The following is a 17,830-nucleotide window of genomic DNA, read 5'->3' on the forward strand; positions in this document are numbered from 1 at the left end:
ACACAGTCCTCAAGTAGCAAAGCGATACGACAAACAAAACTGTCGCGGGATGGAGCAGCCCGGTAGCTCGTCAGGCTCATAACCTGAAGGTCGTAGGTTCAAATCCTACTCCCGCAACCAAATTCTTAAAACAAATTCAATAACTTGCACCTCGCCTCGGCGAGGTTGTTTGCGTTACGATACTCTCGCTGGAAGCACTGTGGAAGCAAGCGGAGTGGATTGAAGCTCTTGCAATCTTGCAACACTTGGAATTTGATGCAGCCAAAAGTTGCATGAGAAATTTCCAGCTATGCCGTTTTCGAAAGAACGCACTGACCTGATCAAAGTGAAACTGCGAGAGCGGCTTGAGAGCGAAAGCCCAAATGACTGGGAACGGTCATTTTTTAAGACCATGGTTGAGCGGTTTGAAAAGCATGGGACACAAACCCGTCTTACGACAGCTCAATACAAAAAGCTGCACCAGCTCCTCGGTTTGTCTAGCAAGGCGGAAGCCACGCATACATCAGGCCCGTCAAGGCCGACGAAATCTAACAACCAACCACCGAGTAAACGGGCGGTTCCTAGATCGAGACCCGCATTTTCCAATGGGAGAACGCGCCACCGCAATTCCTCGCCTCTAAGTGTGCTCTATGCCCCTCAACGGGCAGTTCGTAGAGCGACCAAGCAGATAATGTGGCCAGTCGTTCTGATCTTTGGATTGTTCAGCCTAATTGGCGCTGCTTTTGATGCTGGAGAAAAGCCTTCACGATCTGTCGCGGGCGGGCCTGTCCAAAGTACTAGGGCATCGCTTGTTGTTACGGGGAAATCGGTCAATCTACGTTCTGGCCCAGGCACTTCCTATGCTGTTATGGGGCAGCTCAGAGCAGGTACGCGGGTGCAACAGGTTTCTGATGGAAATGGGTGGACCCAAATATCGTCTAGTCTTGGGACGGGGTGGATGTCTTCGCAATATCTTAAACATCAAGGAAGCGGCTTTGCTTCCTCAGTACAAACCAACCGTCGCAGTTTGCACGCTTCCGACATCAGAGTGATTGATGGTGATACCGTCGGTATTCGGGGGCAAGCAGCGAATGTGCGTCTAGTGGGGTTCAACGCACCTGAAACTAGATCTCCGAAGTGTAGTGCGGAGAAAAACGCTGGTCTCCAGGCTACCGCTCGATTGCGCGCGTTGATCGGATCGGCCCAGAGTATAGAACTAGAACGTGTTGCTTGTGCTTGCCGTCCAGGTACCGAAGGCACAAGGCGGTGCAACTACGGTCGGCAATGCGGAGTTTTGAAAACAAACGGCAATGATGTTGGCCGTATTCTGATCTCGGAAGGGTTGGCTGTCAGGTATATCTGCGGACGCAATAGCTGTCCAAGGCGTCCGGGAAATTGGTGTCGGTAATGGGGCAAATTTGAAAATGCACTTAGGAGAAAGCAATATGACAGGCCATGACTAGAAATCCAAATTGGACACGTGATGAGCATATGATTGCGCTCAACCACTATCTCCAGAATCCGAAGAGTTGGTTTGGTGAAAGCAGTGAAGACATACAAAAGCTTTCGGCACAGATTAGGAGTGTGGCAGAAGGCCTTGGTCTAAAAGGTGACGATACTTTTCGTAACACGGCGGGCGTTTCGATGAAGCTCTTGAACTTCAGGAGGCTAGATCAGAACCATACGGCTCGCGGGTTGCCCCGAGGAAGCAAAGACGAAGAAGCAGTATGGAATGACTATGCGGATCGGCCAGACGAGCTTAGGCGAACAGTCGTGGGCATCCTTTCAACGGTCAAGGGAGGGGAGTGTAAATCCATATTCGCGCCGGGTGATTGGGAAGAAGCGCAAGAAGGGGAAGTCCTTACGCGGTTGCACCGTTACCGTGAACGTAACACTGCGCTTGTGCGGAAAAAAAAGACCGCTTTCATAAAATCCTATGGTCGGCTCTATTGCGAAGCCTGCGGCTTTGATTTCGTAAAGGTATACGGTGCCCGGGGAGAAGGTTTCATCGAATGCCATCACAAGATTCCTGTTTCTGAGCTTGGACCGGGGCAGAAAACCAAACTGTCTGACCTCGTATTGCTTTGTGCCAACTGTCACAGAATGGTGCATTCAGCGCGGCCTTGGCTGAGCGTCGAAGAGTTGGTTGAGATACTATAATATCAAGGGATGAGGTGTCGTTGGGACATTGTTGGACAAAGCTTGTGATGCCCGAGGCTCATTATTTCCCGGGTGGATTTATACCACGGCTGCTGTGATGGGTATGCCAAGGGCTCTGTCAGCCTGAATTTTGAGAGGAGTTATTTGTGCGTCAATTTGTAAATTCTGTGGCGGCTTTTGCGTTCGCAGTTAGTGGCGCGGCGGCGCTCGCGGGCGATCTCGTTGAAAATAATTTGGGGGGACAGACCGGTTCCACGCTATCGGTTTACGATACAAATTCCTGGCAACGTCTTTTAGCCGTTGGGAATGGCGCGGAGGCTACTGTCTGGAAAGCTGCATGCTGCAAAGTCTGTCGAAAGGGAAAGGCGTGTGGAAATTCGTGTATTAGTCGAAGCTATACATGCCGTAAGGGGCGAGGCTGCGCTTGCGATGGCTAACATCTAAGCCAATAGTCAACGGTAGCTACCAGCCCAAAGCGGACAGGCGCATTCTAATCTGGTGGCCAGTTTCAGCCCGATCCGGACTTTCGCACCGCTACCACCAACTCAGCCACTGATTGATTATACATTGAACGCTTCAAGTCATTGGTTCAAGATGCAGCTAAATACGGCCCGTCTAAACTTCCCAAGTGAAGCTCTTTAAGGTCGGCCGGGAAGCCTTAGAACCAGTGTAATTTGAAAGACTAAACTTATGATTGAGCACTTTGACAAAATCGAAAACTTGGGAGTGTTCGCAAATTATTCAAGACCAGCAGATATGGCCCCGTTTGAGAAATTTAATCTCATATATGGACTAAACGGTTCGGGAAAGACGACCTTGTCGCGGTTCTTCGCTGATCTAAACGCCGGAAAAGCCGCCGGATTTGACCAATTGAAGTACAAAATCAAGACCTCCGAGGGGGAATTTAAACAAGGCGTCCCCTACACGAGGGCTCTGCGAGTTTTTAACACGGAGTATGTGGAGGCGAACATTGGTCAAATTGACGGTCAGTTGAACCCTATTTACGTGATCGGTGAAGAGAACAAGACGCTTGCGGCTGAAATTGAGGCCGACGAAAAGAACCTCGCAGCCCTAAAAGAGCGTGAGGGCGAAAAGAAAAGCGAGCTGAGGAAAGTGGAGCTTGCACGAGGAAAGTTGTTTTCCGCTGCCGCCAAAGAAATTGGCGAAGCAGGATTTGGTACAGCGGCGCGAAACTACAACAAGACTAAGGCTATCAATGCGTATGATAAATTGGATAGTAGGTGTATTCTATCTAATGAGGATTTGGCTTTAGCCTCAAGCTCGATGAAGCAAGATGCAAAGCCTGAGTTGCAGCTTGTCGAATTATCCAAGCTGTATCGTAATCCTCTCAATGGTGATGAAGCTACGTTCTTTGATGCTCTTGAGGCATATAAAGGACGTACAATAGAACTGTTGGCCAAGAGTGCAGTCTCGAACGCTATTAAAAGGCTTTCAGAACGGCCTGACATTGCTCGATGGGTCGAAGAAGGTCAAGTATTTCACACCCAGAAGGTCGGGGAGGTATGTGAGTACTGCCAGCAGAAAGTACCACAAAAGCGGCAAGACGAATTAGCTGCACACTTTAATAAATCAGATCGGGATTTGAAGGAGAAAATTACGGCCGCCCTTTTAGATCTGGAAGGTTTCAGGGAAGACATCCAAGGAATAGGATTCGAAAACAAAGATCTGATTTATCCGGAGTTAAGTGAAGAATATGCAGTTCGGATCGAGGACGTTCTTCAGGAAAGAGATCGTGTAGTAAATTATGTTTCAACGTTGATTGATGCTCTTACTGGAAAGTTGACCCGTCGTAATGAAGGGTATGGAGTTGAACTAAATGTATTTGATAGAGAGCAATGGTCCGGCGCGTTAGGTGGGGTTAACTCCTTAATTCTACAGCACAACTCTGAAACCAAAGCATTCCAGAAACGTATAGATAATGCATTCTCGAAGATAGAAGAACACTTTTTAAGCAAGATTCATAGAGATGTGGTTGCGGCGAATAGTGCTATCGAAAGCCTTTCAGCGGACATCAAAGAATGCACTGAAGGAGATTCGACGAAAGCAATCACAGGGACCAGGGATCTAGAAATCCGAATCTCTGAAAGCCGTGCAAAACTGGCAAATACGCATCAAGCCGCAGTCCAAATGTCTAAAGATCTATCGTCGTTCCTGGGGCGCAATGACCTTAAGTTTGAACCAGAAGGCGACGGCTACCGAATTATGCGATTTGGCCGAGCAGCGAAGCGATTAAGTGAGGGTGAGAAAACTGCAATCACGTTCTTGTACTTTGCTATGGGTTTAAGGGCGAGCGATTTCGACATTAGTGAGGGTATCGTAGTTATAGACGACCCCATATCCAGCCTGGACTCTAGCTCTGTGTATCAGGCCTTTTCCTTTCTTAAGAATGCAGTCAAGGATGCACATCAGGTTTTCTTGTTAACGCACAATTTTGAGTTTTTGAAACTGTTGCTAAATTGGTTTCAGAACATTCCGCCTAAGAAAAAGGGGAAGACTTATTGGATGCTTCATTGCGCTCACAGCTCAGAAACCCAAAGGGAAACAACAATCCAACCACTTGATAGCATACTGAAGGACAACAAAAGCGAATTCACATATTTGTTGAAGGTTTTGATTGAGTTTGAAAGTGACGGAACTATTGCTACCTCTTATCCAATGCCGAATACCGTCAGAAAAGTGCTTGAGACCTTTCTGGAGCAACACTCGACAGGGGCAAGCCTCTATCAGTTGCTGAATAATTTGGAATATGATGACACAAAAAAGGCGGCGCTCTACAAGTATTCTAATGATTTATCTCACCCAACCCTTTCAGGGCTAGATCCCGCGCTAATTGGTGAGACGCAAACCAACATTAAACACCTGTTGGAAATGATCGAACATATCGCGCCGGTTCATTACAAAGCACTGAGAGACACAATTGCGGGTTAGTGGGTCTTGGCTGGCGTTAGTTTCGGCAGAAGCGCAATGCAGCATTGGATCAATTGCCTGACGTCCGCTTCAGGTCGAGCAATACTTTGCAAATGTCGCTATCTGCGCAATGCTATCCTTTAGCGAAGTCTCTTGGATTTGTTACTTAAACCGATACCGCGCGGCTGCCTTGCTGAGGCGTTCCGGCAGGGGCGTGGGGTGTTCTTCGGATAGCCGTTTCAGTGTTTCGATATGGCTATCCAGGAAATCTTGGAATTCGGCTGTCTGGACCTCTGAGGCGGCAGCCCGTGATACGAACAGTCCAAGGATTTGCCGGTCCAGCATGCGCATGTGTTCGGCGCGGTTGGTTTCGATCACCTCGCTGGGCAGGACGCCGGAACAGTTTTCGTGCAGGTCCATGGCGATCACACTTGCGACCGCGCGCCAAAGGTCATGTGTGGGCCAGCGGGCGCGGTTGCTGTCGCTGATGGGGCAGGTGTAGCGGATCTTTTCGCAGAACTCGGTGTAGGCGTCGCCCACCATATCGCGCAGATCCTGCCAGCTTCGCATTTCCCAGCGGTTGCGCAGTTGTTTGGCCCCCATACGTAGTTCAAAGCGCCAGACTTGGCTTGCCAGTCGGTCGGACAGATCCAGGGGAGGGCGGTTCAATTGGGCGCGGGCGTCGTTCCAGATCGTTAGCCAGCCCAGCTTGCCCTTTTGCATGACCTCTTGTCGTTTGTCATAGATCGCCAATTGCCGGTTGGCGACGGCCCCGGCGCGCAGGCCGGTGACGCGTGCGCCTGTGGCGTGGGTCTCGGTTTCATCGACCCCGGTATATTCCTGCATGCGGGTGCCGGGTGGCACCACCAGCGCCTCGCGGTCTGGCTCAAACCAGGGGGCTAGAAAGTCGATGGCATAGTCAACGCGGGTCACGCGCAACAGGTGATCGGCATAGCGGATGCCAAACGCATCCATGCAGGCCCGAAAGTGTTTTTCGGCGGCGTCCAGGCCACCAGTCGCAAGCAGGAAGGCGCGAAAGTCTACGGTAATGCCAGGATTGTTCGCAGGGCGGTTTTCCGGGTCAAGAAAGTACCATTCGGCCCCGTACTCGCCAGTATGGGCGGAAAAGGCGGAACCGCCTGTGCGGCGCACTGAGAGAGCTACAGAACCAAATTCCACAAGGGTCTCTGCATTGGTTTTGATTGCAAGGGCCTTAGCCTCTGCCAGGGCTTCACGCAAGGCAGGCGGAATATCGGTTTCCACCGTGAATTTCAGCCCATCAAAGCCCGAATGCAAGATATCCGCGTTCATCTACTCTTGCCTACGTTTTCGTATTCGTGGAGGGGGGTGTTACAAGACCCCCCTTAATTTCGCCGTCTTAGCGCTGTGGTTTGGGGAGTATTTATTGGATGTGGCCCGCCGGTAATGGTGCCTCCGGCGGGGCAGCTTTGGGTTTTGGGGCCGGGCGGTGCCCGGCTTGGGTGTTAGTGCTGGGCGCTCAGTTGTCTGCTGATCCAGATTTCTGCGCGTTCCGCGCATTTGGCGATATTCAGCAGGTCAGAATGGAAGAACCCGGACGTGTTTTTCCACTCGCCATCTGCGGTTTTGTAAGCGCGGGTAATATCGACGGAGTATGACCCGTCATTTTTCCAGATGGTGGCGGTGGTCAGGCCCAGTTTGATCTTATGGGCGGGAAGATTGGACATGTTATGTCTCCTGAATTGATTGTGTGATTTTGGATGTGAGAAAGGCGCGGGATGCCATTTGACCCCGCGCCTTGGTGAAGCCATCCGGCCCCAAAATCCCGCGCGGTGCTGCCAAGCCCAACGCGGGCAAAACTCATGCGGCGTTGTAGCTGCTGGTGCTGCCGTGGCGGCGTGTTTCGCCCCAGGCCAGAAGGTCGCGGCGGCGATAGCGTACGGAACGGCCCGATTTGTAGAACTTGGGGCCGTATCCGGTGACGCGCCATTTCTGGATGGTGCGCACGCTTTGGCACAGGAAATCTGCGGCCATGCGTTCGTCAATAAACCCGTCCAGGTAATCCTGTGCGGGGGCGTTGTTTGCGTTGGCTGGTGTCTTGTTGAGCATCGTCAACTCCTCTTTGTTGATTTGATGCTCTTGTCTTCGCTCAATTAGAAACCAGTAAAAACAACAGTAAAACCCCCAGCAATTTATTGTTTATTGGTTTTCTTCAACTCATTGAAAAGAGGCGAAAAATATGTACGAATACCTTCGTCCCCAGGTTTGGTATCGCTGTAGCTTGCTCCAGGTTGGATTGTCTGGAGGCACTGCCGAACGAGGGGGAAGTGGGATTTGGCTGACTTGGATATGTCTATCAAGCCCTTTTGCAAGAGAGTTGCGAAGGCTTCTTCCACATCTGCTTTGATTGATGGGCGGCCCCGTTGCAGATCCGTGGTGGTCTCGTGGCTGATACCGACAAGCCTGTCACGTACTTGTGTCGCCAGCACACGAACTTCGATGAACTCTAAGCCGTTGACCGTGAGTGTCGCGTTGTCCCATCGGACGCGGCCTGCCCAATAGGCTGCGGGGATTTCATAAGGCTGACTTTCCATCCGGCGGGGCGGTTCAAAGCCATAGGCTACGAGAATACCACTTTTAAGTGCCTTCAAGGTGGCTTCGTACCTTCTGCTGTACCAGGCCGAGCGTTTACTCAATACATTTGACATGGCGTTTAAACCAGAAATTGTTGCTTGGTTTGTCTCGGTTCCTTGGGCTTGTGCGTCTTGCAGTGTGTTTGTCAAAGCGCTTAGGGCGGACGCTTTATGCACACGCTGATAAGCTTCCTTCTCGGCGTCAGGAGAAAAGTGGAATGCAGCTTTGCTGAGATAAACGCCGCGCTGCCAAAGGGTCAGTAATGGAAGGGTCATGTGTCACTTTTACGGTTATGTTACCTATACGTAGGCAATGGCCGGTCCCTACGTATAGGTAACGGTCGGTTGGTGGGCCTAAAAACCCTTATACGTAACGTACGGGATTGGCAGCAACCTTAGCCCCTACGTATCGGTACGTGTTCTTATACGGCGCGCAGCCTCGGTCGCGCCAAATCCCCGACTATAGATCCCAGCCGCGCGGCATTTTCTTCCGCTGCCTGCCGTACGGGATCATCCGCCAGATGGGCGTAGCGCATCGTGGTTTGGATCTGGCTATGCCCCAGCAACCGCCCGACCATCTGAATAGGCATGCCAGAGGATACGGCATTTGACGCATAGGTATGGCGCAGGTCGTGGATGCGGACCCCAGCCAGACCTGCCCGCGCTCGGATGCGTCGCCAGGGGTGCTGCAAATCGGTGGCGTATTTGCCCGCGATCTTGCCTTCAATCACATACGGATTGCCGGGGCTGCGCGGCAGATGCGTCAGGAGGTCCCGTGCAGGCTGGGGCAGGGGGATGCGCCGCGCGCCCGTTTTGGTGTCGGGTAGTTCCATGCCGGTGTCGGTAATGTAATCCCATTTCAAAGTCTGGATCTCCCCCAGGCGGCAGCCGGTCAGGAGCAGCAACCGGAACGCAGCCACCACAAAGGGCGTTTCCGTGCCGTCGCGTTCAACCTCACTCAGGACATGCCCAAGGCGTTGCAGCTCATTCTGGTTCAGATAGCGCTCCCGTTTCACTTCGCGGTATTTCGGAACATGGCGGCAGGGATTGGAGCCATCCGGGCGCAGCCCCCAGATCTCAGCCAGATTGAACATCTTGGAGAGCACGCCCAGGGTGCGATTGGCCTGATAGGGTTTGTCGCGGAACCTGTGGTGCAGCTCGGCAATGTCGCGGCGCTCTACATCGACCACCTTGAAACTGCCGATGGCGGGAACAATGAACAGATCAATGGCGCGGCGGTATTCCTTTTGTGTCGAAGGCTTGCAGCGCTCCTTGGCGTGGGCCTCAAAGAACCGCTCACAGAGCGCGGCAACCGTGGGGGCTTTGCGGTGCTGGGAAATGTCCTCGGCGGGGTTCTCGCCCTTGGCGACCTGTCCCATGATCTCTTTCGCCAGTTTGCGGGCCTCTTCCACGGTGATCTTGCCATGCCGCCCCACCGAGACCCGCCGGGTGCGCCCGCCCTTGCGATATTGTGCCTGATAGGTTTTGGCCCCGGACGGCATCACCCGAAGCCCAAACCCGGCAATCTGGCTGTCCCAGACAAAGTAATCCTTGGCCGCTGGTTCCAGCGCATCAACCGCCCGCTTGGTGAGTTTTGCCATCTCTATTTCCCTACCCCTGAAAGCTCTCGTGGAAGCACTGTGGAAGCAACTGGAAGCACACCACGGGGTAAGGCGTAGAAGATGAGCGCGCGGCGCGTCAATTTAAAATAAGCAATAACAATAAGATAGGGTAGATGGGCGCGAAAGGGCGTAACCGGTGCAACTGGGTCTAGGCTCTCTCATAACCTGAAGGTCGTAGGTTCAAATCCTACTCCCGCAACCAATAATAATTCCCCAACAATATCAGTATCTTCCAACCGTGCCTCGCCAGAGTGCGCGGATCTCGGCGTTCCAATGACCGCCGCTGACCCCGTCGCAAGACGCAACAACGCCGCAAGGTCCCCCTCCAGCTTGATCTCAACGCCCGTGCTCCCCTTCGCAGGGGTCAGCACAAGCCGATCCACCAAAGCCCGCAGCGCTTCCTTCGCAGCTGGCATCTCTGCGCTGGTCCCAAGACCCGCAATCAATGCCGCCACCCGCTCGCGGTAAGTCACCGCCATCGACGGGTGGATCAGGATCGGATCCCGGGCAGGGGAGGCGGAAAGCCTGCGCTCCAGCTGCTGCCGTTGCTGATCCAGCTCGATCATCCGCTCCTTCACCTGCTCCGCTGGAACACCTGCGATAATCGCGTCCACCAGCTTTTGGTGATCGCGTTTGGTCTGGGCGAGGCTGCGTTCCAGGGTCTCTCTCGCGCCCTCGGCCTCCCGGCGAAGCCGGTTGCGTTCTTCGGCATAGGTCTCGCAAAAGACCGCAAGTGCCTCTGGATCCATCAGGTGATGAGTCAGGGCGTTCAGCACCCGCGCTTCCAGATCCGTCTGGGCGATGGTGCGCATATTGGCGCAGACCGCTTTGCCCTTATTGCGCGCGGTGGAGCAGCCGAAGGCCGATTTGGAGACTTTGGCGATGCCGCCACCGCAGCAGCCGCAGGTCATCAGCCCGGAAAACAGCGTGCGCGGACGGCGGCGATCCCAAGGCTTGTCCAATGGGCTCTGTAACGACAATGCGCCTTGGCGAGTTCGGACCCGATCCCAGAGCTCCTGATTAATGATCCGCAGCCCGGGCACCTCTGCGATCACCCAGGCGCTTTCGGGGTTGAGCCGTGACACCCGCTTTCCGGTTGAGGGGTCTTTGCGGTAGTTCAGTCGGTTCCAGACCTGTCTGCCAATATAGAGTTCATTGTTGAGAATACCGGTGCCGCGTTGGCGATTGCCATGGATGGTAGAGGCGCCCCAATATCGACCGGACGGCGGCGCGATGCCTTCGGTATTCAGGGCTTCGGCGATTTTTTTGGGGGACAGGCCATTTGCATAATCCTCAAAGATGCGGGTCACGATCTGTGCCTCTACCGGCTGGATCTCGCGATCGCCTCGGATGGGCTCTCCGGAAGCGTCGACTTGCTGTTTGACCCGGTAGCCGTAGGAGATACCGCCAGCTGATTTGCCTTTGAGCGCCCGGCCTTTGAGGCCCCGGTGGGTCTTCTGGGCGATGTCCTTTAGCTGCAATGCGTTCATCGTGCCCTTCAGCCCGATGTGTAGCTCGGAGATCTCGCCTTCGGACTGTGTATGGATCAGCGTATCGGTGAATGACATCTGTTGGTAGATTTGCGCCACATCCGCTTGGTTGCGGCTCAATCTGTCGAGCCCCTCGGCTAGAACGACGTTGAAGGAACCTGACTGGTTGTCACGAAGCAGGGACTGGATGCCCCGTCGCATGAGGCTGGCACCGGACACCGCATGATCGGAGTAGGTGGCGACCACTTCGGCCCCAAGCGACTTGGCGAGGTCCTGGCAGCTGCGGATTTGATCTTCGACAGAGGCATCGCTTTGCAGGTCGGTTGAGTAGCGGGCGTAGATGGCGGCGCGCAGGAGGTGTGGCATGAGCTGATCCGTTTTCTATTGAATGTCCATGTTATGGTCGCGCTCTGCTTCCGCCCGCGCGAGCGCACGCAAGAAGGAATAGAGCTTGGATTTGTCTGGATCGCGTCCGGTTGTCGGCGCGTTCCGCTTGTCGCGATGGCGCCGATCATGTGCGATCGGGCTTTGGGCATGCCTGTATCGGTCTCGTGCCATGGGCCGAGGTCTCCTGTTCTATGACGGCGTTGAGTGCCGTGAGGTTGATGAAAACAGGATACTCGGTGGGATGTAGGGCTCTCTAGGAGGAGATTTGGCTCGACGGCGTCGTCAGGTCGCATTTATGTGGAAAACCTCCCCCTGGCGGGTCACAGGCGGTCGCGCCGGGTGGCTTCCGGGGGGGCTAGGGTCTAACTCTCTGATCCGTCAATGTTTTACCTAGAGTGAGTTCTGCGTATTTTGTAAGTGATCGATGGGGGCGTGGATGATTTGTCAAAAGCTATTGCGCAAATCGTGTGCAATCTGGCCGCCATTGCGGAGGGTTTGCCAAATGTAAAATGGCAAACCCGCCTCATATCAGCTCGAATTGAAACCAGCGTGCGGGCTGTCAATCGGGGCGTGGGCTGTGGGGATCAAATCGTGCAGCCATGGTCTAAGATCCTCAGTATTCATCTCCCGCACCTCGAGCAGGTGCGCCGCAAGGCGTTCCAGACGCTCGCGATGCGGCTCAAGCAGGCGCAAGGCGCGGCGCTCCATTTTGTCGAGTTTGACCCGCAGTCGGTCCCGGTCGTGCTGTGTCAGGCGAGGCATGTCGGCCTTCCCGAGCCAGCTGTTACCATGGATGCCAAGCCCCGCCTGGCGATCACAGCTCAGGAGCAGCTGCGTCGCTTGTTCCAGGTCGCTGCCTTCGTCACCGCCGGCACCAGCACTGACAGTGCCGAACACCATCCGTTCTGCCGCGCGTCCTGAGAGCAGGATCGTCATCTCATCCTCAAACTCGCTGAATAGCCCCTCATGTAAGACTGTGGACCTGTGAGTTTGCCCAGTGCCGTTTGACAGCACCATTTGCGTTACGGGCACGGCCCCCAAGAGGGCGGCTGCAATCGCATGGCCACACTCATGCAGCGCGATACGGCGCTGGCGTGCGTTTGTCTGCGGTGTCGCGGCAGGCATATGTGCCAGCACCCAAGCGGCATCAAACCTGCGACCTGCCCGACGTGCGGTCGACCTGGCTGCTCGCAACTGCGCATCGATCACTGCTGGCGTCTGCCCCGCGAATTCGAGCGCGAGCGCATCCAACTTTGTGTCCCCCGGGAGCACGCGAGAGATCATGTGCCGAACCTGCGCGAGCGGTGGGCGTCCGAGCTCGGCGTGCTGGTCGAACCTTCCGGGTCGCAAAATTGCGGGATCGAGATTCCCGGGGTGGTTGCAGGCGCCGATGAGCAGCACGCCTTCTTCCCGCATAAGTGCATCTACTTCTGCCAAAAAATGGTTGATGACATTCCTGCGGTAGTTGCCGCTGTGCTTGTCGGCACTGTCGCGGGACCCCGACGCGTCGATCTCATCAACAAACAGGACGCACGGCTTTTGGCTGATGGCTTCGGCAAAGCTCTTGCTCATCGCGCCCAACATGTCACCTAAATGCCCGGTGGCTTGCCAGCTGCCGAAGGATTCCTGGATGAGCGGCACGTCGGCTGATGCGGCGATGGCCCGCGCCAGGAAAGATTTTCCGGTTCCGGGTTCGCCGCTGATCAAGAGCGAATGTGGAATGTCAGACCATTTGGTGTCGCCTGCGTGCCAAGCCGTCAGATCGTCGACAAGGCCCTGCGCTGCGTGATGGGCGGGCGAGCTGCCGTTAATGTCTTGCAGGGTGATAACGTTGGGGTCAGCTGGCCTGCGCAACAGATCCGACATCTGTTTTGCAGCGCTTGCCGCTGTTGGTGCGCGAAGGCTGGCAAGGAGGATCGGTGTGTCCAGCGATTTGAGGGCGGCATCGTCCGGCAGAAATGGATACACCACATCGCGGTCGACTTTACGCGTCGCACTGTGCGTCTGGGCCAAGAGCATGAGCATCATCTCCTGGTTGGGAGCGGCGAGCCGCTGAGCAGAGGGAAGAATATGGCGCAGACTGGGATCGAGCCGCAGCCCATCAGGCAGCAGCACGAGCAGGGGATGTGGTTGCGCCAGGCTGGACAGAACTTTCCGTTCAAGGTCGCGTTGGCTGCTGTGGTTGAGAGTGCCAGTACTGCTGACCGGCGGGTAAATGATCTGCAATGCAGGCGAGGTCGCGCTTTTTGCGGCATAGGTTTGCGCCGCCCAGCCCTCAGGCAGGAACAAGCGCCCGATCTGCGTGGCAGCAGTCTCCATCTGGTTCATTTTGAACCCTTCGATCACGTTGACAGCACCGGGTGCCAGCACCTGCGCGCAGAATCCGTGATGCGTGCCGAAGGTGGCGGCGAGTTGCAGGCACACCAGGATCTTGTCAGCTGGGAGACGTTGTTTTGGGCTGTCGTTGCCATCCTCATCCATCGCGAAGCCATCAATCCCGGCCTCACGCAGTTCGACGAGCTCCTGGCTGTCGCGTGTTTGCGCCTCTTCAAGTTCGTTCAGGGCTTCCAGTAGGTTCCGGGCAGGCGGATCCTCGACAGGGACGATCTGCTTTGCTTCATCGAAGAGATCGTCGTTGGTGACGACAGTTTGAGCGTGGCGCAAACGGCGCAGGATATCGCGGGCATAATGGGCCCAGCTCTGAGTATTGGACATGAACGTTCTCCATAGGTTCGGGGTCGGCCAAGGCCGTTTTGGAATGGTCAGGCGAGAGGGGGCTGGGAATTAGATGCTTGGCAGGGGCAGCGCGTTGAGCATCTCGAGGATGACAGGTTGCAGATCTGCGCCGTAGATCTCTGACCTGACACGCAGCCATGGCGCATACATCTCAGCCGGAACTACGGATCCGGGATGGTCGCGCTTGAGAGCAGCGTGCATCTGCTTTTCCAGACAGAGCGCTTTGTGTCCGGTCGGTAGGGCGACGCTGTGCAAGATCTCCGCTTGAAGGTCTGGGCGCCGTTTGAGCTGATAGTTCAACCGGCTCTGCGGGTTCCGGGAAAAGCCAAGTTTGACCATTGGCGGCAGTTCGGGCAGTTCAAACCGCATGCAATAAATGTAGCTTGGGGCTGAGGGCCAGCCCACGCCACAGGCTTCGCAGTTGAAGCGACCGCTCTGCATGTTCACGCGGGCGACAATCTGTTCATGGCCGCAGCTGTGTCGATAGCTGCGATAGTTCAGGTCGCGCGTGTGCGCGGCGCCGAGGAGAACCCAGCCCTGAGCCTCCGCTTCCGCCTGTTCCTTCGCGTTCTGGCAGTTCTCGCAGCGGTGTGAGCATTCGCCGTCAGCGATGCGCTTGATAAGCTCGAACTGACGCCGCAGCTTGTGGCCGCAGGGGGCTTCATAAAAGCCATAGTGGCGATCTTCCGGGTCACGTTCCAGGAACGCCACCCCTGCAACGGTCGCATCTTCGCGCCAGCGTGTTTCCACACAATGGGGGCACAGAGGTTGGTTGTTCATCAGCACAAACAGTTTGGTCCGGTGCGTACCGCCGCAGGTCTCGCAGCGCAGCAACAGGTGGTAGCGATCATCGACACGATCGGTGATGGTGAAGCCTTTCGCTTGCGCGATCTCCGCCCAATGGGCGTGGATGACCGTCGGGAATGACGCTGTAGATGGTGTTTGTTGGCAAAGGGTCATAGTGACCTCCATGAATGGGGGAGGCGTGCTGGCGCGGGGCGCCAGACGGGACATGCTATATTGCAGAACACCGCTGTCGCTGGCGGCGCATCGCAGCGGCATCGTTCTGCTGAAAAAAGGATGCGGTGTCAGCGCAGCGTCAGGGACGTCTCGTCGGCGTGCGTGGCTGCCTCGACGATAGCATCAACCAGGCGTGTTGCTTGCGTCAGGGCGCGGCAGATGTCAGGATCCTCGGCCGCAAAGAGGGCGACATTCTGGTACATGAGCATCTGAAACCGTTCGGCATCAGCTGAGTTTTGCGTCTCGATCAGGAAATGAAATAGCAAGCACATGCGTTGTACGCCACGCTCATCTACGCCCTTCGGCTCGGCATCCAGAATGTTGCTGGCAAGCGTGAGGCAGTCTTGCCATCTGGCTTCGGCAGCTTCAGCGAAACCGGATGTCGCAGGGTCCCAGGACCAGGCGGGGGCAAGATCCAAATCGAGGCGCAGCGCGTCCTCAACAGTATCGAGTAGGTCCCGGAATGTATCCAGAAGAGGCAGGGTGCCTGCGCGCAGGTCTTTTGTCGCGCTAAAGCGCGTGATAGAGGGCAATGCAGCCATATTCGTTCTCCTTCCACGAGAGCGTCTTGGTTAGGACTGGGCGGGAAGCTTCCACCTTCCCCTCAGTCCGTTGCAATTGTGTGCAACTGTGTGTAATATACGCTCATCTATATCGTGTGTCAACTGCACACATTTACATACAGGATTTCCCACATGGCCAAGACATCAGCCATATCTTTGCGTGTAGCTGACGAGATTAAGAAAGCGGTTGAGAAGGCTGCTGCTGCAGATGATCGATCTGTTGCATCATACGTTGAACGGTTGATTGTGAGCCATTTGAAAGAGAATGGTTTCCTTGACAGCGATACCGATTAAGCTGCTTGCCTTAGTAAAAGGACACCGCATAAGTGAATATTGGGTGCAAGGTCAGCAATCTAATAATTTAAGAAAACCGAAAAACTATATAGCATTCTAGGCCCCCGGCAGGGCGGGTCCAGCAGGCTGCTGGCCGCAGGAAGTGTGTTGAGGCGAAAGCCGATAACACACTGACGAGGAGGGAATCGCAGGGGGTATCCCCCTCGCGAACAGGTAAGTTGTAAGTCCAGGGCTCAGCCTGGGATTGCAACCTGCCTAGTGAGTACGCTTGTCGAAAATCCGTATACTTTTGTGTCGGGATTTTCGCGGAGATCTCGGAGACTCGGGTAAGCGCAGCAGATCCGAGTGACAAGATGACCGTACACCCCAAGTTTACCGAGGCAAAGCCAGTTAGCCTGAAAAAATATCCCGTTGTCCTCCGCTTCAAAGGGCTTTGGCCGCGTGACCTTCGAAGGTTCATTTTCCATGACACGCGTCGCGGAGGAGACCTCGCTCATGTCGATCTCGGGCTCACGGAATCCAACAGTGTTCTGTGTGGCGAGGACGATTGGGACCAGGTCATCCGCGATGAAGTCGCACAGATGAAGCAACATAACTTTGAGGAACATATTGCTGCGCTGGAGGCAAAATCACGGAAATCGGAGGCGCGCAGGGTTGAGGAGGCGGGACCTGCTGACCCGTGGCGTGCCAGCAAGGAGGGGCCGCTCAGAGAGGGGGTCTTGACCGTCAACAAGGATTGGTTTGGTGGCAGTGGGCAGGCGCAGTGGAAACCGGAGCGGATCGAGGCGTTCCGGCAGACTGCGATGGCGTTCTTGCTTCAGAGCTTCCCGGATGGTCAACTGCGCTACGCATCGTTGCATATGGATGAAGAAGCCCTGCATATCCATTTTGTGGTGGCAGTGTGGGCTGAAAAACCTTCCGCCAACCGTGGTCATCAGATCCTCCTCCAGCCGTCTGAAAATCCGCTGCTCCGGAATTATGAGCTGGCCCAGGATTTGGCGGGTGCGGCTTTTGCGAAAATTGGGATCACTCGAGGGGAGCGCCGTGCCGAGGCCCGGCGCCAGGCGCGTGCCGAGGGCAAGCCCTTGCCCGCGAAGAAGGAACATGTCGCGCCATCGCAGTGGCGCGCGGAAGAGCGCCGTAGGGCGCAAAAGGAAAAGAAACGTATCCTCGACGCAGCCGAGGCTACGGCGAAGGTGGCCGTCGAGGACGGCCGGGACCTGGCCAAGGCCACGGTCAAAAAGTCGCGCAAGCGCTCGATTAAAGAGGCGCAGGCCCGCAAGCGGCGGGCTGCGAAAGAAACTGCAGAGGCGACCCGCCGCCGCGATGCGGCGGACGCAAAAACGCAGCAGTTTGAAAAAGCGGCTGCCGCCGCATCATCCACGAAGAAAAGGATTGAGGCCGAGATCGGACCTTTGAAGCCGGTAGTGCAGGGGTATGAGGAGAGGGCAGAAGCGGCTGCGGAAAAGTCCGCCAGAAGCGTGACGCCCGGAAACTTGAGGAAGCAGACATGGCACGGATCAGCCGGGAAAAGGAGGACATGGAAAGGGCATTGCCTGCTCTGCAACAGCGAGAGGCCGATCTTCATGAGCAAGTGCAATCTCTTACCCAGCATCGTGTAAACGAAGAGGCTGCAGGGATGGCAGCACAATCGGCGCGGCGGATTGAAGAGAAGAAACTGGCAGAAGCGGCAAAGAGGGTGCAGCTGAAGGTTGCGGAGGCAGAGGTCATCTCGGAGGCCATGGAGGTCGGATTAGAGCTCGTTGCCGATGGCGCGCTTGTTTGGCAGGATGCGATGCCCGGTAGCAAACCGAAGCTTTCTTGGGGACCATCTGCCCCGGTTGATGAGCGTGGTCGCGCAGAAAAATTGAAGGAAATCCGTCCGGCAAGGCGGCTGGTCGCTCGAATTGCCCGATTGGTTGTTGATTGTCACTGAGAACTGACCCGGTATGCCGATAAATTGTCACTGAGAATTGACCCATGTGAACACACTGCCCCGACGGTTTTCGTTGGGGGGATTGGGAGTGATAGACATGGGA

Annotated in this window: 16 protein-coding genes and 1 tRNA gene; 7 read left to right on the plus strand and 10 right to left on the minus strand. The window is 55.4% G+C overall.

Going from position 1 to position 17,830, the window contains the following annotated elements:
- Positions 1-43 precede the first annotated feature (43 nt).
- From P2081_RS19905 to P2081_RS19915, 4 genes are all read left to right on the plus strand, one after another.
- Positions 44-120 (plus strand) — tRNA-Met (locus tag P2081_RS19905).
- A gap of 550 nt (positions 121-670) precedes the next feature.
- Positions 671-1,387 carry an SH3 domain-containing protein gene (locus P2081_RS20995; RefSeq protein WP_369011415.1) on the plus strand — a complete coding sequence of 239 codons (717 nt, stop codon included), beginning with the start codon at positions 671-673 and terminating at the stop codon, positions 1,385-1,387.
- Positions 1,388-1,434: 47 nt separating this feature from the next.
- Positions 1,435-2,139: an HNH endonuclease gene (locus tag P2081_RS19910; protein WP_278924537.1), complete on the plus strand. Its 705-nt coding sequence runs from the start codon at positions 1,435-1,437 to the stop codon at positions 2,137-2,139.
- Between the two features lie 690 nt (positions 2,140-2,829).
- Entirely contained in the window at positions 2,830-5,088 is a 2,259-nt protein-coding gene (locus tag P2081_RS19915) for an AAA family ATPase (protein WP_278924538.1), read from the plus strand.
- A 141-nt stretch (positions 5,089-5,229) separates the two neighbouring features.
- On the opposite strand, the gene P2081_RS19920 is transcribed toward P2081_RS19915, so the two are convergent.
- From P2081_RS19920 to P2081_RS19965, 10 genes are all read right to left on the minus strand, one after another.
- The gene (locus P2081_RS19920; protein WP_278924539.1) at positions 5,230-6,378 is read right to left on the minus strand and encodes a hypothetical protein; all 1,149 of its coding nucleotides are present in this window, start codon (positions 6,376-6,378) and stop codon (positions 5,230-5,232) included.
- 173 nt (positions 6,379-6,551) lie between these two features.
- Positions 6,552-6,773: a hypothetical protein gene (locus P2081_RS19925; protein WP_014878825.1), complete on the minus strand. Its 222-nt coding sequence runs from the start codon at positions 6,771-6,773 to the stop codon at positions 6,552-6,554.
- Between the two features lie 133 nt (positions 6,774-6,906).
- The gene (locus tag P2081_RS19930) at positions 6,907-7,155 is read right to left on the minus strand and encodes a helix-turn-helix transcriptional regulator (RefSeq protein ID WP_254054769.1); all 249 of its coding nucleotides are present in this window, start codon (positions 7,153-7,155) and stop codon (positions 6,907-6,909) included.
- A gap of 83 nt (positions 7,156-7,238) precedes the next feature.
- On the minus strand, positions 7,239-7,955 hold the full coding sequence (locus P2081_RS19935; RefSeq protein ID WP_278924540.1) for a hypothetical protein: 717 nt from the start codon (positions 7,953-7,955) through the stop codon (positions 7,239-7,241).
- 146 nt (positions 7,956-8,101) lie between these two features.
- Complete coding sequence (locus P2081_RS19940) at positions 8,102-9,280, minus strand: site-specific integrase (RefSeq protein ID WP_278924541.1); 1,179 nt, start codon at positions 9,278-9,280, stop codon at positions 8,102-8,104.
- A 179-nt stretch (positions 9,281-9,459) separates the two neighbouring features.
- Complete coding sequence (locus tag P2081_RS19945; protein WP_278924542.1) at positions 9,460-11,157, minus strand: recombinase family protein; 1,698 nt, start codon at positions 11,155-11,157, stop codon at positions 9,460-9,462.
- A gap of 15 nt (positions 11,158-11,172) precedes the next feature.
- Positions 11,173-11,349 carry a hypothetical protein gene (locus P2081_RS19950; RefSeq protein ID WP_278924543.1) on the minus strand — a complete coding sequence of 59 codons (177 nt, stop codon included), beginning with the start codon at positions 11,347-11,349 and terminating at the stop codon, positions 11,173-11,175.
- 357 nt (positions 11,350-11,706) lie between these two features.
- On the minus strand, positions 11,707-13,893 hold the full coding sequence (locus tag P2081_RS19955; protein ID WP_278924544.1) for an AAA family ATPase: 2,187 nt from the start codon (positions 13,891-13,893) through the stop codon (positions 11,707-11,709).
- A 69-nt stretch (positions 13,894-13,962) separates the two neighbouring features.
- The gene (locus P2081_RS19960; RefSeq protein ID WP_278924545.1) at positions 13,963-14,874 is read right to left on the minus strand and encodes a GIY-YIG nuclease family protein; all 912 of its coding nucleotides are present in this window, start codon (positions 14,872-14,874) and stop codon (positions 13,963-13,965) included.
- A gap of 128 nt (positions 14,875-15,002) precedes the next feature.
- Positions 15,003-15,476 (minus strand): hypothetical protein, encoded by a 474-nt coding sequence (locus P2081_RS19965; RefSeq protein ID WP_278924546.1) that lies wholly within the window; start codon positions 15,474-15,476, stop codon positions 15,003-15,005.
- Positions 15,477-15,629: 153 nt separating this feature from the next.
- On the opposite strand from P2081_RS19965, the gene P2081_RS19970 reads away from it, so the two are divergent.
- From P2081_RS19970 to P2081_RS19980, 3 genes are all read left to right on the plus strand, one after another.
- Entirely contained in the window at positions 15,630-15,791 is a 162-nt protein-coding gene (locus P2081_RS19970) for a hypothetical protein (protein WP_278924547.1), read from the plus strand.
- Between the two features lie 353 nt (positions 15,792-16,144).
- Positions 16,145-17,413 (plus strand): plasmid recombination protein, encoded by a 1,269-nt coding sequence (locus P2081_RS19975; RefSeq protein ID WP_278924548.1) that lies wholly within the window; start codon positions 16,145-16,147, stop codon positions 17,411-17,413.
- Between the two features lie 17 nt (positions 17,414-17,430).
- Positions 17,431-17,727, plus strand: coding sequence for a hypothetical protein (locus P2081_RS19980; RefSeq protein ID WP_278924549.1), 297 nt, complete (start codon positions 17,431-17,433; stop codon positions 17,725-17,727).
- The last annotated feature ends 103 nt before the right edge of the window (positions 17,728-17,830 follow it).

The sequence above is a fragment of the Pseudophaeobacter profundi genome (genome assembly GCF_029697505.1).
Taxonomy (GTDB): Bacteria; Pseudomonadota; Alphaproteobacteria; order Rhodobacterales; family Rhodobacteraceae; genus Pseudophaeobacter; species Pseudophaeobacter profundi.